General features: G+C 66.4%; 18 protein-coding genes. 12 read left to right on the forward strand and 6 right to left on the reverse strand.

Translation table 11 applies throughout. The annotated features are described in order from the left end of the window. Positions 1 to 10 precede the first annotated feature (10 nt). The 4 genes from LJ754_RS14905 (at position 11) to LJ754_RS14920 (ending at position 2,192) form a co-directional block, all read left to right on the forward strand. A complete protein-coding gene (locus LJ754_RS14905; RefSeq protein ID WP_227927170.1) occupies positions 11 to 223 on the forward strand; it encodes a hypothetical protein in 213 nt (70 codons plus the stop codon). Between the two features lie 206 nt (positions 224 to 429). Further along, a complete protein-coding gene (locus LJ754_RS14910; RefSeq protein ID WP_227913337.1) occupies positions 430 to 645 on the forward strand; it encodes a helix-turn-helix domain-containing protein in 216 nt (71 codons plus the stop codon). A gap of 4 nt (positions 646 to 649) precedes the next feature. After that, the gene (locus LJ754_RS14915; RefSeq protein ID WP_227927171.1) at positions 650 to 1,222 is read left to right on the forward strand and encodes a Clp protease N-terminal domain-containing protein; all 573 of its coding nucleotides are present in this window, start codon (positions 650 to 652) and stop codon (positions 1,220 to 1,222) included. Positions 1,223 to 1,403: 181 nt separating this feature from the next. Continuing rightward, positions 1,404 to 2,192, forward strand: a complete 789-nt coding sequence (locus LJ754_RS14920; RefSeq protein WP_227927172.1) for a hypothetical protein — start codon at positions 1,404 to 1,406, stop codon at positions 2,190 to 2,192. A gap of 11 nt (positions 2,193 to 2,203) precedes the next feature. Here LJ754_RS14920 and LJ754_RS14925 read toward each other — a convergent pair whose 3' ends face one another. The 4 genes from LJ754_RS14925 to LJ754_RS14940 all read right to left on the reverse strand — a co-directional run bounded on the left by LJ754_RS14925 (position 2,204) and on the right by LJ754_RS14940 (position 4,464). Beyond that, positions 2,204 to 2,671 (reverse strand): hypothetical protein, encoded by a 468-nt coding sequence (locus LJ754_RS14925; RefSeq protein WP_227927173.1) that lies wholly within the window; start codon positions 2,669 to 2,671, stop codon positions 2,204 to 2,206. Beyond that, positions 2,668 to 3,009 (reverse strand): PadR family transcriptional regulator, encoded by a 342-nt coding sequence (locus tag LJ754_RS14930; protein WP_227927174.1) that lies wholly within the window; start codon positions 3,007 to 3,009, stop codon positions 2,668 to 2,670. The genes LJ754_RS14925 and LJ754_RS14930 overlap by 4 nt, the downstream gene beginning before the upstream one ends. A 93-nt stretch (positions 3,010 to 3,102) precedes the next feature. After that, complete coding sequence (locus LJ754_RS14935) at positions 3,103 to 3,939, reverse strand: PhzF family phenazine biosynthesis protein (RefSeq protein WP_227927175.1); 837 nt, start codon at positions 3,937 to 3,939, stop codon at positions 3,103 to 3,105. 57 nt (positions 3,940 to 3,996) lie between these two features. Next, positions 3,997 to 4,464, reverse strand: a complete 468-nt coding sequence (locus tag LJ754_RS14940) for a VOC family protein (RefSeq protein WP_227927176.1) — start codon at positions 4,462 to 4,464, stop codon at positions 3,997 to 3,999. Positions 4,465 to 4,572: 108 nt separating this feature from the next. Here LJ754_RS14940 and LJ754_RS14945 point away from each other — a divergent pair, with 108 nt between their 5' ends. From LJ754_RS14945 to LJ754_RS17065, 3 genes are read left to right on the forward strand one after another with little or no spacing between them, the layout of a single operon-like run. After that, on the forward strand, positions 4,573 to 5,544 hold the full coding sequence (locus LJ754_RS14945) for a helix-turn-helix transcriptional regulator (RefSeq protein ID WP_227927177.1): 972 nt from the start codon (positions 4,573 to 4,575) through the stop codon (positions 5,542 to 5,544). Next, on the forward strand, positions 5,537 to 6,181 hold the full coding sequence (locus LJ754_RS14950; RefSeq protein ID WP_227927178.1) for a YdeI/OmpD-associated family protein: 645 nt from the start codon (positions 5,537 to 5,539) through the stop codon (positions 6,179 to 6,181). The genes LJ754_RS14945 and LJ754_RS14950 overlap by 8 nt, the downstream gene beginning before the upstream one ends. After that, a complete protein-coding gene (locus LJ754_RS17065) occupies positions 6,138 to 6,293 on the forward strand; it encodes a class I SAM-dependent methyltransferase (protein ID WP_442860338.1) in 156 nt (51 codons plus the stop codon). The genes LJ754_RS14950 and LJ754_RS17065 overlap by 44 nt, the downstream gene beginning before the upstream one ends. Positions 6,294 to 6,371: 78 nt before the next feature. Here LJ754_RS17065 and LJ754_RS14960 read toward each other — a convergent pair whose 3' ends face one another. Next, positions 6,372 to 6,986 carry an FMN reductase gene (locus LJ754_RS14960; RefSeq protein ID WP_227927180.1) on the reverse strand — a complete coding sequence of 205 codons (615 nt, stop codon included), beginning with the start codon at positions 6,984 to 6,986 and terminating at the stop codon, positions 6,372 to 6,374. 207 nt (positions 6,987 to 7,193) lie between these two features. On the opposite strand from LJ754_RS14960, the gene LJ754_RS14965 reads away from it, so the two are divergent. The 4 genes from LJ754_RS14965 (at position 7,194) to LJ754_RS14980 (ending at position 10,881) form a co-directional block, all read left to right on the forward strand. Next, on the forward strand, positions 7,194 to 8,216 hold the full coding sequence (locus LJ754_RS14965; RefSeq protein WP_227913029.1) for a CE1758 family FMN-dependent luciferase-like monooxygenase: 1,023 nt from the start codon (positions 7,194 to 7,196) through the stop codon (positions 8,214 to 8,216). A 149-nt stretch (positions 8,217 to 8,365) separates the two neighbouring features. After that, positions 8,366 to 9,106, forward strand: coding sequence for an SDR family NAD(P)-dependent oxidoreductase (locus tag LJ754_RS14970; protein ID WP_227927181.1), 741 nt, complete (start codon positions 8,366 to 8,368; stop codon positions 9,104 to 9,106). Positions 9,107 to 9,210: 104 nt separating this feature from the next. Further along, positions 9,211 to 10,284 carry an alkene reductase gene (locus LJ754_RS14975; protein ID WP_227927182.1) on the forward strand — a complete coding sequence of 358 codons (1,074 nt, stop codon included), beginning with the start codon at positions 9,211 to 9,213 and terminating at the stop codon, positions 10,282 to 10,284. Between the two features lie 138 nt (positions 10,285 to 10,422). Next, the gene (locus tag LJ754_RS14980) at positions 10,423 to 10,881 is read left to right on the forward strand and encodes a MarR family winged helix-turn-helix transcriptional regulator (protein ID WP_227913026.1); all 459 of its coding nucleotides are present in this window, start codon (positions 10,423 to 10,425) and stop codon (positions 10,879 to 10,881) included. Positions 10,882 to 10,933: 52 nt separating this feature from the next. Here LJ754_RS14980 and LJ754_RS14985 read toward each other — a convergent pair whose 3' ends face one another. Then, the gene (locus tag LJ754_RS14985; protein WP_227927183.1) at positions 10,934 to 11,725 is read right to left on the reverse strand and encodes an SDR family NAD(P)-dependent oxidoreductase; all 792 of its coding nucleotides are present in this window, start codon (positions 11,723 to 11,725) and stop codon (positions 10,934 to 10,936) included. 121 nt (positions 11,726 to 11,846) lie between these two features. Here LJ754_RS14985 and LJ754_RS14990 point away from each other — a divergent pair, with 121 nt between their 5' ends. Continuing rightward, positions 11,847 to 13,736, forward strand: a complete 1,890-nt coding sequence (locus tag LJ754_RS14990) for an AfsR/SARP family transcriptional regulator (protein ID WP_227927184.1) — start codon at positions 11,847 to 11,849, stop codon at positions 13,734 to 13,736. Positions 13,737 to 13,749 lie beyond the last annotated feature (13 nt).

Genomic DNA, 13,749 nt, shown 5'->3' on the forward strand with positions numbered 1-13,749 from the left:
GGCGGCGCCGGTGCTCCTCGCTCCCGGACAGGCACCGTGGCTGACGGTGCCGGACCTGATTGCCTACCTCCGGGGTGCGGAGAGTGAGCAAATTTATCCGCTTCATGACGGGCTGCTGAACGAGGCGGGCCTTCAGGTGCTGGATGCCGTCCTGGATGCCGAGGCCCGGCGCGCAGGGATCGAGATCCGGCGCTTGGGTCTGGGCGAAAGCGTCTACCTGTAGGGCTGCGGGCTGCCGGATACCCCCACGAAAAAGCAATATTTACCGTTTTCCGGCCGAAAAACGGTAAATCGTGCCTTTTCGAGCGCGACAACGGTAATTTTTGCCTTCTCGTTTCGCGACCCCCAGCCGCCCGCGCCGTCGTCGCTCGCGGGAAAGTTTGTCAATCCCTCTTGACACTGCCCGAACCGTCAATCACAGTTGACGGCATGGAAGACCATTCACAAACGGCCGCCGCGGCGGCCAGTCCCGATCCGGCAACCGGCCTGCGCGCCGTCGTCGCCCTCGGCAGGCTGCGTGACCGGCTCGAGGCCGTTCAGGTGGCCAACGCCCGCGCACAGGGCTGGTCCTGGCAGGCAATCGCGGACCAGCTGGGCATCAGCAAGCAGGCCGTCCACCAGAAATACAACCGGAAAGCGAAGTAGCGCCATGTTTGAACGGTTTACTGAACAGGCCCGGCAGGGCGTCATCAACGCCCAGGAGGAAGCCCGCTCCCTGGACGCAACCCAGATCCTTCCGGCGCATCTGCTGGTGGGCATAGTTGCGGCGGCGGAGAAGTCCGCACCGCCCATGGCTGCCCTGCTGGGCGGGTACGGGCTCGCTTCTACCCAGCTGCGCTCGGAACTGCAGGGGCAGGGTGAGGAGCACAACGACGCCGCAGCGCTCGGGTCACTGGGCATCGACCTGGAGGAGGTGCGCCGCGCCGTCGACGCACAGTTTGGCGAGGGCACCCTGGACGCTGCCGGACCCGCCAATGCTCCGCGGCGCCGCCGTTTCGGCTTGGGCGGCGGGCATATTCCGTTTACTGCCGCGGCAAAAGCGGTCCTGACGTCCAGCCTGCGTGAATCGACGGCGCGCCGGGACGGCTACATCGGCGTGGAGCACCTGCTTCTGGGGCTGCTGCGCGGCGCCGACCCGTCGGCCCTGGCCCTGGTCCGCCGGCATGTGGGGCCGGACGAACTCAGGGCGCGGATCCTGGATGCGATGGACGCGGCGGCCTGAGCAAACGGCCGGCGGGGCGGGGCGGGTGCTGGGAGCGAACACAAGGCCCGCGCCCGCCCACGCCGGCATGTTCGCCGCTAGACTGAAATGGAGCTTGGCAACAGTGCAGCCGCCCCACCGCCCGCAGAATCCGGGCGAGTGCCGGCAGCACCGCCGGCACTCATCTCACGAGAGGATCATGATGTCTCGTCTTACTCTGGGGAACATCTTCAAGGTCGCCGTCGCGCTCTTCTTCTTCCCGTTCCTGCCGCTGCTGGTGCTGATGATCGGCGTGCGCAGGAGGAACATCAAAGTGATTCTCGAGGGTGCCCTTTATGTCGGCCTGGTCCTGGCCGCCGTCGCCGCCGCGGACACCATGTCCTTCCTTCTCACCACCTTTGTGGTCCTTGGGATGATTGCCGTGTCGGGCACCCGGTCCTACAACCTTCGCGACCTCTGGCTGCATCGGCGGGCCCGCACTTGGCAGCGCGACGGCATGGCCCCGTTCCCCGCGGCCGAGCAGCCCGCCGACACCCCGGCTGGGGCAGCCTCTTCAACACTGGGACTGTCACCGGCCCTGAAATGGACATCCTCAGTAGCCAAACAGAACAGGAACCGGCTTCCGGCCGAGGCGTATGCCAGCATCCTGGAAATATGCCGGACGCTGGACTCGGTGATCGACGCCGAAACGCGGCAGCCTTCGGGCGATCCGCAGTTCGAGTACGAACTTTCGGCCACCGTGCGCGACTACCTGCCCAGTGTCCTGCGGAGCTATCTGGCCATCCCGGCCAACATGCTGGACAGCAAGCAGGCGAGCGGGCGGACCCCCAACCAGGAACTCGTTGAGCAGCTTGAGCTCCTGTCCGGGCAGGCCAGCACGCTGCACGCCAGCCGGCACCGCCGCTCTTCGGCGGACCTGACCACCAGCGGCAACTTCCTGCGGGACCGGTTTGGATACCGTCAGGGCGGCTACGACTTCGGCATCAAATAACCGCCGCGGGATCACCAGAAGCTGGAAAAGCGGACGATGAAGAAAAACGCCGCGCAAAAGACCGCTAGGCCAGATACCCACAGGGCACCCTTCTGGAGGGCCCGGCTCCCAACATGGCGCCTCAGCCGAACGATTGCCCAGATGAGCATCGCGACCGAGATCAACGGGAAGAGGAAGTACACCAAGCCGATAATGGAGCCCACGAGGAGCCAGATGTCGGGCCAGGAACTTGCGGGAGCAGACGGGGCGGCCGGTGCGGGCGTGGCGGCCGCGGCAATCTGCTCGACAGGACCGAAATCCGCGATGACGCGTTGGGCGGTCTCCTCCGATGCTCCGTACCGGTTGAGCATCTCCGCTGCATCCTCGCGCATTGCCTGGACCGTCTCTGCGTGCTCACGCGGGTCAGTGCCGATCAGCGCCCGGTCCAGATCGGCGAAGTAGGCCTCCAGCAGTGCCGGCATCGGTTCAGTGGTGGTCATGAGGTTTCCTTAATCATGGTCGTAACGTCTGCGGCGAACTGGTGCCAGGTCCGGGTAAAGACCTTCAGTGCGCTCTCGCCCGCATCGGTGAGGTGGTAGTAGCGGCGGGGCGGCCCAACCGGTGACGGCTCCAGCGTTGTGATTACCCAGCCTTGCTGCCGCAGACGCGAAAGCAACGGATAGAGGGTGCCCCCGCTGGCGAACAGCACTTCGCCCTCCCCGAGACGCTCCGCGATCTCCAGCCCGTACGCGGGCCCGGAGCGCAGGCAGGCGAGGACGCAGTAGTCCACTGTGCCTTTGCGAAGTTGAGTCAGAATGGACTCAGCGGTAGGTGTCATGCACTGCACGGTACCGGTATCTTGCAGTGCATGCAACCGGTGTGCAACCAGTCTTCTGCGGCGAACGGCCGGACGTGCCTCGACCTGCCGGATTTACAGCCGGACGGTTCCCTTGATGCAGCTCGTGACGTGGCCGCCTACCCAGATTTTCCCGTCGCGCTGGCTTATATGCACCCGGCCCCGGCGGCCGAGGACGGTTCCCTGCGACGCCGTGTAGGGCGGTGCCGCGTTAGCCGCGTCGGTGAGCCACTGCCCCAGGCCCGCGTTGAGGCTGCCCGTTACCGGGTCTTCCCATACGGGGTCTCCGCCCACAAAGGCACGCACCTCAAAGGCAGCCTCACCCGCGGCGTCGTAGGGTCCCACAACACCGATCTCCAGCTCGCCCGCTTTCCCCGGATCGGGCTGCAGGTCCAGGACCTCCCGGGCCGAGGCAAGCCGGACCCCAATCCACTGCGGACCGTTCACCAGCCACGACGCCGCAAGGATTTTCTCCCGCTGGATCCCCAGGATGTCCGCCAGCCGGTGGATCAGCGGCTCGTCAACCGGACCGTAGCGGGTCAGCGGCGGCGCCTGGAAAGCCAGTGAATCCCCGTCGGCCCGGACCGGGATCAGCCCCGCGGCGCATTCCTGCCAAACCGTTCCGTCCACCCCGGGGCGCCCGCCGGCGTCGAGCCAGGCCCGGGCCGTTCCCAGAGTGGGATGGCCAGCGAACGGCAGTTCTTCCTTGCCGGTGAAGATCCGCACCCGGTAGTCAGCCTCGGGGCTGCTCGGGGGTAGGAGGAACGTAGTCTCTGACAGGTTGGTCCACGCCGCGAAGCGCTGCATCTGCTCGGCACTGAGACCGTCGGCATCGTGGACCACCGCCAGTGCGTTGCCCCGGTAGGGCTCATCCGAGAAGACATCGACTTCGCTGCAGGGGCGCGTTCTCACCCCGCCACTGTAACAAGGTCCCCGGACACCGCGGCGCCCGGGGACCGTGCTTACAGCTCAGCCGTTGTAGGGGGCTTCGACGTCGATCACCCAGGTCACGCCGAAACGGTCCGTGAGCATTCCGAACCCCGGGCTCCACGCCGAAGCAGCGAGCGGCTCAATGATCTGCGCGCCGTCGGCCAGTGCGCCCCAGAGTTTCTCCACTTCCTCCATGCTCTGCCCGCGCAGTGACTGGAAGAAGGTGCGGTCGGTGACGGTGGTGCCGTTTTCCCGGCGGGTAGTTCCGGCGGTCCCGGCGGGATCTGTAGTGTCCTGGCCGGGGATGTCGTAGGCCATCAGACGGAAGCCGTCCGCGGTTTCAAGCTGGCCGAACACAATCTTGTCCGCCCCCGGCACGTCTTTCGGCATCCCGAAGTCGCCGTACGTGGCGGCAGTGACGTTGCCGCCGAAGACCGACTGGTAGAACTCAAGCGCAGGAGCGGCGGTGCCGCGGAAGTTCAGGTGGGTTGTGGTGGTGATGCTCATGGGATCTGTCCTTTTCAGTGACGGCGAGAGCCGCTGTTTGCGGCTCTGGGAACACACTGGACCCGGTAGCGGACAGGTTGTGTCCTCTACTTCGGGCATACTCGGACCATGCCCGGAACCTCGTCCCGAATGCTCGCCCTGCTCTCGCTGCTGCAGTCCCGCCGGGACTGGCCGGGGCAGGCCCTGGCCGAGCGCCTGGACGTAACCGCCCGGACCGTCCGCCGCGACGTTGGCCGGCTGCGCGAGCTCGGCTATTCCATCGCCGCCATCAAGGGGCCCGACGGCGGCTACCGGCTGGCGGCCGGCTCGGAACTGCCGCCGCTGCTCTTTGATGACGAGCAGGCGGTGGCCATTGCCGTTGCACTGCAGAGCGCACCCTCCAGCGGAGTGGAGCTCGACGACGCCGCGGCCAGGGCGCTGACCACGGTGAAGCAGGTGATGCCCTCCCGGCTGCGGCACCGCATTGAGGGAATCCGGTTCACCGACACCGGCTCTTCCGCGCGGGTGGACCCGAAGGTCCTCGAAGCGGTCAGCACCGCCGCCCGGGACCGGCGGATCCTCCGCTTCGACTACGGCGGGGACGAGTCCGGGCCGCCGCGGCGCGTGGAGCCGCACGCCGTCGTCGCCCGGCAGGGCCGCTGGTACCTGATCGGCTGGGACCCGGAGAAGGCCGACTGGCGGATCTTCCGGCTGGATCGCATAACGCCCAAGTTCCCGGGAGGGGCGGTGTTTGCGCCGCGGCCCATCCCCACCGGCAGTGCGGCCACGTTCCTCGCCGCCCGGATGAAGGGCTCCGACGACGGCGACGCCTGGCCTTGCTACGGGGAGCTGCTCATCGAACTTCCTGCCACCGGGATTGCGCCGTGGCTGGGTGACGGCGAATTAGAGCAGGTCTCCGACACTGCCTGCCGCGTGCGGGTAGGTTCGTGGTCATGGGCGGGGCTGATCTCCTGGGCACTGCGCTTCGACACTCCGTTCACCGTCCTTGGCCCGGACGCGTTTCGGAACTCGCTCGCCGGCTTCGCCGCCCGGATCACCGCCGCCGCCCACGCCGACCCGAGGAGCACCGCCGATGCCTGACACACCCGGACCGCTCGAGCTCCTGGTTGCCGACGCCGCCGCCTGGCGGGCCTGGCTGGATGAGCACGAATCCACCAGCAACGGGGTGTGGCTGATCCTCGCCAAGAAGGGCGTGCTGGTGCCGACCTCGCTGACGTACGCCCAGGCCCTGGATGAAGCGCTGTGCAGCGGCTGGATTGACGGCCGCAAGCAAAGCGTGGACGCCACCACGTACCGCCAGCACTTCACGCCCCGGCGGGCACGGTCGCTGTGGTCGCAGCGCAACATCGGTCACGTCGGCCGGCTCATCGACGCCGGGCGGATGCGCGAGCGCGGCTTCGCCGAAATCAGCCGCGCGCAGGCGGACGGGCGGTGGGACCGGGCCTACGCCGGGGCCGGAACCGTCGAGGTCCCGGCCGATTTGGCCGCAGCGCTCGACGCCGTACCAGCGGCTGCCGCTGCGTTCGCCGGCCTCAGCCGGGCCGCCCGCTATCCGATCCTGCTCCAGGTCCTCACGGCACCGAACGATGCCGTGCGTGCAGCGCGCATCGCCCGCGAGGTGGGCAGGCTGGCAGGTGATCGATCTGGCCTGCGGAACTGGACACCCGACGCTGGTGTTGGGGCGCTCCCGATCAGACCTCGAGATCATCGGCGTTGACAGCACGCCGGCCATGATCGCCCGAGCCCGGCAAAAGTCGGCCGAGGAGAGCGACCACGTCCGCTTCGAGGTGATGAGTCTTGAAGCCCGCAATCACAATGCCGCATTTTGATGCTGTCGCGCGCGGGCTGCAGCAGCCCGCCACCTATGGGCCGGGATCAACGCGGCTCCGCCCCTGGAAGATATAGGTCTAGTGGTGGGTTGGCGGGTGAAGGAGCGTATCGAAGTCCGGGGCGGTGTTGGCTGGTGCGGCAGGCCCCTCCGGGATGCTTTGAAGTGCTGCGATTAGTTCGGCGGAGGCTCGTTGAACACGGGTTTCAAGGGATTGTTCCGTAGCCGAGCCGGCACCCCAGTCTTCAGGCGACGCGTAGACCGCCGTGGGCATGACGGTGGCGCGCAGGTAGATGAACAGGGGCCGCATGGCATGCTCCAACATGAGTGCGTGGCGCGGGCTGCCTCCTGTTGCTGCGAGGAGGACGGGCTTGCGGGCAAGGGCTGCGGTATCCAGAAGGTCAAAAAAGGACTTGAAGAGCCCACTGTAGGATCCGGAGAACACAGGACTGACGACGATGAGGGCGTCAGCCCGGCTGATCCGATCGATGATCGCTGCGAGCTTGGGTGCGGGGTATCCGGTGATGAAATTGCCCGCGACGTCCAGGGCGTGATCACGCAGTTCCACGGTGTCCACTTCGAGTGAAGTGCCCGGTGGGCTTATCCGGACCACGGTCTCCGACAGTTGATCTGCCAGCATCCTGCTCGAGGAGGGATCTCCCAGGCCAGCGGTTACGACCATTAGTTGTGTCATTGCTAATCCTTCTACTTGCCATTTTATGTTGCCGGGCACATAGTTGAACGGTACCTCCGGTCCGTTCATTCCCAGCCCGAAGCATCCAGGTGGTGGGAATACATTTCATTTCCACCCAGTTACGTGGTTGGCAACATAAATTCATACTGCTCCACCCACCGTGACCATGGCCGCGAAAGGGATGAAGCTACTTCGAGGGGAGAGATCATGCAGATAGGCATTTTCAGCGTCGGCGACCGCAGTGCTGACCCGGCAACGGGCCGGGCACCTACTGAACAGGAACGGATCAAAGGAACCGTTGAACTGGCGCTTCGGGCCGAACAGGCAGGGCTTGACGTGTTTGCCACCGGCGAGCACCACATCCCTCCATACATCGCATCCTCACCCACGACCCTCCTCGGTTTCATCGCGGCCAGGACAAGCACCCTACGTCTGTCGACGTCGACGACCCTGATCACAACGAACGACCCCGTAAGAATTGCCGAAGACTATGCGATGCTCCAGCACCTGTCCGACGGCCGTCTTGACCTGATGCTCGGGCGCGGCAACAGCGCCCCCGTCTACGGCTGGTTCGGGAAGGAACCCCGCCACGGCATCGATCTAGCGGTTGAGAACTATGCACTGCTGCGCCGCCTGTGGGACGAGGAGCGTGTCACATGGGCGGGAAAGTTCCGCACACCGCTGCAGAACTTCCAATCCACACCTCGGCCCCTGGACGGCAAAGCCCCCTTTGTTTGGCACGGCTCGGTGCGCAGCCCGGAAATCGCCGAGCAGGCCGCCTACTACGGTGATGGGTACTTCGCGAACCATATTTTCGGCCCTCCCCAGCACACGGCACGCATGATTGACCTGTACCGCGGCCGGTTTGAACACTACGGACACGGCACGGCAGACCAGGCGATAGTCGGCATCGGTGCGCACGCGTTTATCCGCAAGAACTCCCAGGACGCAGTCCGTGAGTTCCAGCCGTACTTTGACAATGCGCCGATGTTCCCGGGCGGCTCGGCACTGTCCGACTACATGTCGCAGACCCCCACTATCGTTGGAAGCCCGCAGCAAGTCATTGAGAAGACCCTGTCTTTCCGGAGCTACACAGGTGACGTGCAGCGCATCCTGTTCGCCCTCGAAGTCGGAGGGGTTCCCTTGAAGACGACCCTGGAGCAGATCGACATGCTGGGGGAATACGTCGTTCCTGTCCTCCGGAAAGAGCTGGCCGTCGCGTCGGCCTGACTATTCCCCTCTGAACGAACGGCTGCGCTGAGTAATCGGAGGCGGCCGACGCCGGCGCTGAGCCGGCACCCCGGCGGCAGGGCATGCATTCGGAGTAACCAACCCAAATCGACCACTCAAAATGTGGTCGGCAACTTATAGGAGAAATCATGAACTCTAATCGAGTAGTAGTTATCACCGGCGCTGCCGGTGGAGTCGGATCCGTCCTCGTTGAACGGTTCCTCGCCAACGGCGATGCCGTCATCGCCGCTGACGCCAGTGAGGACGTCCTGGCGGCTTGGCGTGAGCGGTGGGATGCCGACGCAAGACTGTTCACTATTGCGGGCGACATTTCCACCGACGAGGACGTTGCCCGTCTGGCCGAGTTCACCCGCACGAGCACGGGACGCGTCGATGTACTGATCAATGCCGCCGGATTCTTCCCTTTCGCTCGGGTGGAGGACATGAGCGCCGCTCAATGGCGAAGAATCATCGACGTCAACCTCACCGGAACCTTCCTGGTCACTCAGGCGCTCCTTCCCCTGATGAAAGAGCAGGGTTCGGGGCGGATTATCAATTACGGCTCCGGATCGGTGTTTGACGGCACAGCGGGACAAGCCCACTATGTCGCTGCCAAGGCGGGGGTTGTCGGGTTTTCCCGGTCCCTGGCTCGGGAAATCGGCGGTTACGGCATCACCGTCAACGTCATTACCCCGGGGCTGACCGTCACGAAGGCCGTCCGCGACAGCTTCCCCGAATCGATCCTCCAGGCACAGCGCGATGCCCGTGCGCTCAAGCGCGACGAGACCCCCGAGGATCTCGTCGGGCCAACTTTCTTCCTCGCCTCGGAGGACTCGGCCTTCATTACCGGGCAGACCCTCAACGTGGACGGCGGTGCATACATGTACTGACCTCCAGTCCCCCTCGCCATCCCGGCGGCCCCCTGGGCAACCCCCGTGGCCACCGCGGCGACCAGCAGAAAAATGCAACACCCAAAACAAGAACAGGAAAAATCATGACCACTCTTTGGGACCCCATCACCGTAGGTAACGTCCACCTCAACCACCGTCTCGCCATGGCTCCAATGACCCGGAGCCGTGCTCAGGCCGATGGAACCCCCGGGGAGCTGACGGCCGAGTACTACGCCCAGCGTGCCTCGCTCGGCCTGATTATCACCGAAGGTGTGCAGCCCTCGGATGACGGGCAGGGGTACATCAATACCCCCGGCATCTACACCGACGCGCATGTAGCGGGCTGGCAGCCCGTGACCGACGCAGTTCACAGCGCAGGAGGGGCGGTCTTCATGCAGCTGATGCATGTGGGCCGCATGTCCCACCCGGACAACACTCCGCACCACCGCACCCCCGTGGCTCCCTCAGCGATCGCACCCGGCCTTGCGATGTTCACTGCCAAGGGAATGCAGGACGCCCCCACCCCTCGGGCACTCACCGTTGCCGAGATCCAGTCAACGGTGCAGGACTTCCGAACCGCCGCTGCAGCGGCAATCCGCGCGGGAGCCGACGGCGTCGAAATCCATGCCGCAAATGGTTACCTGCTCCACCAGTTCTTCGCGCCCAACGCCAACGAGCGGACCGATGAGTACGGGGGCTCTGTCGAGAACCGGGCCCGGTTCGCCCTTGAAGTGGCCACAGCAGTGGTGGAGGAAATCGGGGCGGAACGAACCGGCATCCGCATCTCTCCCGCTGCAAAGATCGGAGGGCTGAATGAAGGGCCGGGAAGCGCGGATCTTTACCGGCACCTCGTCAGGGAGCTTGCTCCGCTCAACCTCGCCTATGTTCACCTGATGCACTCCGGAGACGAAGAGCTGCTCCGGGACATCCGGAGGATCTGGCCCAACGCACTCCTAGTGCTGCGGCCCGGACGAGCACGTGCCGACCTGGCCAAGGACGTTGAAGCTGGTTTGGCCGACATTGCCCCGATTGGATCATGGGCGCTGGCGAACCCGGACGTTGTGGAACGTCTCCGAACCGGAGCGGACTTCAACGAAGGAGACCGGACGACCTTCTACGGCGGAGGCGCAGCGGGATACACGGACTACCCAACCTTGGACACTGCCACTGTCCGGTAACGACTATGGAGGTCCCGGACCGGGTCGGCCCGGTCCGGGATCTCCAAGCGTGCCACTGGTACAGTGGATGCGCTCGGGCCGCGCACGAGATGCGGCGTGAAGCTGTTTCTCTCGAGACCACCCACCAGAGAGTGAGACATGAAAGCTTCACAACGAACTGCGGAGACGGAGCTCTCGACGGCGATCGATTTCCCCGCGAGCTGGGCCATCTTCAGCGTCGCGCGGTCCCACCGCGCGCTGGCCGCTTCCAAGTTGGCTGCAGTCGGGCTCTTCCCCAGCCAGGAGCTAATTCTCATGCAGTTGTGGGATGAGGACGGTCAATCGCAGAAGGCCCTTGGCCAGACCCAGCGGTTCGACCATTCCACGATCGCCAAGTCGGTCCGGCGCCTGGAGAATGCCGGGCTGGTGCGGCGGGAGAAATCCCACGCGGACGGCAGGGTGACATTGGTTTTCCTCACTGACGCCGGACGGGCTCTTAAGGAACCCGTCCTGGAGATCTGGGCCGAGTTGGAGCGCCGGACGGTGGAGGGATTGTCGGCAGACGAGAAGAACCAGCTTGTGTCACTCGTTGCCAAGATCCTCCCCAATCTTGAGTAGGCATCCGGCTGCCACTAATTCGTGAGTAGCGGAGAAACCCGCGCCGCACGCACTAGACCACCGTGGTCAGCAGTCCCCCGTCCACGCGCACCGCGGCGCCGTTTGTTGCGGAGGCGACCGGGCTGGCCAGGAACGCCACCATCGCGGCAATCTCTTCGGGCTCGATAAAGCGCTCCAGCAGCGAGGTCGAGTTCGTCCCGATGATCGCCTGCTTCATGGCCTCCTCGGACTGCCCGGTCGAGGCGGCCAGGGCCTGAACGGTGCGGGCCACGCCGTCGGAATACGTGGGCCCGCCCAGGACCGAGTTCACAGTCACGCCGGTGCCTTTGGTGAGTTTCGCCAGCCCGTTGCCCAGGGCGAGCATGGCGGCTTTGGACGCGCCGTAGTGGATCATGTCGGCCGGCACGTTGACGCCGGATTCGCTGCTGATGAAGACCACCCGGCCCCAGCCGCGGGCCAGCATGGCCGGCATGAGCCGGCGGGCGAGCTGCGCCCCGCTCAGGGTGTTGACCTCGAAATACCGGCGCCATTCGTCGGCCGTGATCTCCGTAAACGATTTCAGTTCGAAGAGGCCGACATTGTTGATGAGGATGTCGACGTCGGACAGTTCCGTGCAGAGCCGCTCGACGTCGTCGCGCACGGCGAAGTCTGCGGCCACACCGTCCACCGCGGCTCCCGGCACCTCGCGGCGCAGGGTTTGAACCGCGGCGGTCAGCCGGTCGGCGTTGCGGCCGTTGAGCGTCACAGCCACACCTTCGCGGGCCAGCGTCCTGGCGGCGGCGTAGCCGATCCCTTCGGTGGAACCGCTGATGAACGCGGTTTTTCCGGTGAGCTGCAGGTCCATGGGTGGTGCTCCTTTGTGTGGTGCGTGGTGTCGGTGCGTGGCGTAGCGCGGGCGTTGCAACCACACTCCCCCGCCCCGATCAGCGCCCAATCAGCGCGGCCCTGCCGACTAGAATCAGCTGGTGAGTAAGCTGTGGATCCGCGTTCTTGGCCCCATCGGCGCCGAGCTCGCGGGCACCCCGTTGCGCCTGTCCAAGTCACGGCACCGCGAACTGCTCGGCATCCTGGCCGCCGCCCGCGGCCGCACCGTTTCCACCCAGCGGCTGGTCGATGAGTTGTGGGAGGACGCCCCGTCCGGCGCCGTGGGGGCCGTCCGCACCTTCATCGGCGAGCTGCGCCGGATCCTGGAGCCGGACCGCCTGCCCCGCACTCCCCCGACGGTCCTGCTGACCGTTGGCGGCGGGTATTCGCTGCGGCTGGGGGCGGACGACGTCGACCTCTGGCGGGTTGAACAGGATGCGGAGGCCGCGGCAGGACTGGAGCCGGCAGCACGCGAACGAGTGTTGGCCGCGGCGCTGGGGCAGTGGCGCGGCACCGCCTTCGAAGAGTTCGGCACCCGTCCGTGGGCAATGGCCGAGCGGGCGCGGATCGCGGAATTGCGGGCAACTACGGTGGAGCAGCTGGCGGACGCCCGGCTGCAGCTCGACCGGCCGCAGGAGGTCCTTGCCCTGCTGGATGCGCATATCGGCGAGCATCCGTGGCGCGAAGAGGGCTGGCGGCTGCTCGCGCTGGCGCTCTACCGCACGGCACGGCAGGGCGACGCCCTCGCCCTGCTGGCCCGGGCCCGCGCGACGCTGCGGCAGGATTTGGGCCTGGACCCCGGGCACCGGCTGGCCGAGCTGGAGCAGCGCATCCTGCGCCAGGATCCGGCACTGGATCCGGCATCCGGCGCGGTATCGGACGCGGGGCACGACGACGGCGGCTCGCTCCTGGCGCGGACCGCCGCCGCCGCTTCGGGAACCGGCACACGTGCACAGCTGGAGAGTGTGGCCGGCCTATTGCCGGTGCTGGCGGTGTCCGGATCTGTCCGGTTGGCGGCGGAGCAGCGGCTGGCGGCCATTGCCGCCGCCGAGCAGTTCGGCGATCCGGAGCTGGCGGCGCGCGTGATCGGCGGCTTTGAGGTGCCCGGGAGCTGGACCCGTTCTGACGATCCCGCACAGTCGGCCGCCGTCGTCGACGCCGCGTTGCGGACGCTGCGGATCCTGCCCTCCGGGGCCTCTGCCCGGGTGCGGGCGCGGCTGCTGGCCACCATTGCGATGGAATCCCGCGGCACGGCGGACCGGCTGGCGGAGGCCGTTGAAGCGGAACAGATCGCCCGGCAGCTGAACGATCCCGCCCTGCTGTGTTTCGCACTGAGCGCCCGGTACCAGCAGACGTTTTCCACCGCCGGGCTGGCCGCTGCCCGGGCCCGGATCGGCGCCGAAATTGCGGCGCTGGCGGTGGAGGCGGAGTTGCCAACGTTCGAGATCCAGGGACGGCTGATCCGGATGCAGGCGCTCTGCGCCCTCGATGACCTTGCGGCGGCTGAGCAGGAGGCTGACCTGATCGATGCGCTGGCCGTCCGTCTCGACCGGGGCCTTGCAACGGTGTTTACCGGCTGGTTCCGCTGGACTTTCCTGCAGGGGCCACGGCCGCCGGACGGAGACGAGATGCCGGGGTTCCGGACCGGCCTGCCAGCCCTGGCGGAACTTACTGCTGCCCTCCGCGCGGGAACCGAACTGCCGGACGGGGACTTCGGGCCGTATGAACCGTGGGTCCGTGCGCTGCTGCTGGCCCGCTCCGGCCGGGCAGCCGAGGCCCGCGCTGTCCTGGACGTCCTGCCCGGGCCTCCGCGGGACCTGCTCCTGGAAGTGTTCTGGTTCCTGACCGGGCTCGCCGCCGTGGAAACGGGTCACCGGGATGCGGTCCGCCGCGCCCATCGCGCCCTGCTGCCGGCGGCCGGGGAACGGGCTGCGGGCAGCGCGGCAATCGATCTGGGACCGATCCGTCTTCTGCTGGAGCGGCTCCGCTAGACAGGCGCCGCAG

This window comes from Arthrobacter sp. zg-Y40 (assembly GCF_020731535.1).
Classification (GTDB): Bacteria; Actinomycetota; Actinomycetes; order Actinomycetales; family Micrococcaceae; genus Arthrobacter_B.

Excerpts from the sequence above, each read along its gene's own strand:
- LJ754_RS14910 (WP_227913337.1), top strand. The coding sequence starts at position 430 with ATGGAAGACCATTCACAAACGGCCGCCGCGGCGGCCAGTCCCGATCCG.
- LJ754_RS14915 (WP_227927171.1), top strand. The coding sequence starts at position 650 with ATGTTTGAACGGTTTACTGAACAGGCCCGGCAGGGCGTCATCAACGCC.
- LJ754_RS14920 (WP_227927172.1), top strand. The coding sequence starts at position 1,404 with ATGTCTCGTCTTACTCTGGGGAACATCTTCAAGGTCGCCGTCGCGCTC.
- LJ754_RS14925 (WP_227927173.1), bottom strand. The coding sequence starts at position 2,671 with ATGACCACCACTGAACCGATGCCGGCACTGCTGGAGGCCTACTTCGCC.
- LJ754_RS14930 (WP_227927174.1), bottom strand. The coding sequence starts at position 3,009 with ATGACACCTACCGCTGAGTCCATTCTGACTCAACTTCGCAAAGGCACA.
- LJ754_RS14940 (WP_227927176.1), bottom strand. The coding sequence starts at position 4,464 with ATGAGCATCACCACCACAACCCACCTGAACTTCCGCGGCACCGCCGCT.
- LJ754_RS14945 (WP_227927177.1), top strand. The coding sequence starts at position 4,573 with ATGCCCGGAACCTCGTCCCGAATGCTCGCCCTGCTCTCGCTGCTGCAG.
- LJ754_RS14950 (WP_227927178.1), top strand. The coding sequence starts at position 5,537 with ATGCCTGACACACCCGGACCGCTCGAGCTCCTGGTTGCCGACGCCGCC.
- LJ754_RS14960 (WP_227927180.1), bottom strand. The coding sequence starts at position 6,986 with ATGACACAACTAATGGTCGTAACCGCTGGCCTGGGAGATCCCTCCTCG.
- LJ754_RS14965 (WP_227913029.1), top strand. The coding sequence starts at position 7,194 with ATGCAGATAGGCATTTTCAGCGTCGGCGACCGCAGTGCTGACCCGGCA.
- LJ754_RS14970 (WP_227927181.1), top strand. The coding sequence starts at position 8,366 with ATGAACTCTAATCGAGTAGTAGTTATCACCGGCGCTGCCGGTGGAGTC.
- LJ754_RS14975 (WP_227927182.1), top strand. The coding sequence starts at position 9,211 with ATGACCACTCTTTGGGACCCCATCACCGTAGGTAACGTCCACCTCAAC.
- LJ754_RS14980 (WP_227913026.1), top strand. The coding sequence starts at position 10,423 with ATGAAAGCTTCACAACGAACTGCGGAGACGGAGCTCTCGACGGCGATC.
- LJ754_RS14985 (WP_227927183.1), bottom strand. The coding sequence starts at position 11,725 with ATGGACCTGCAGCTCACCGGAAAAACCGCGTTCATCAGCGGTTCCACC.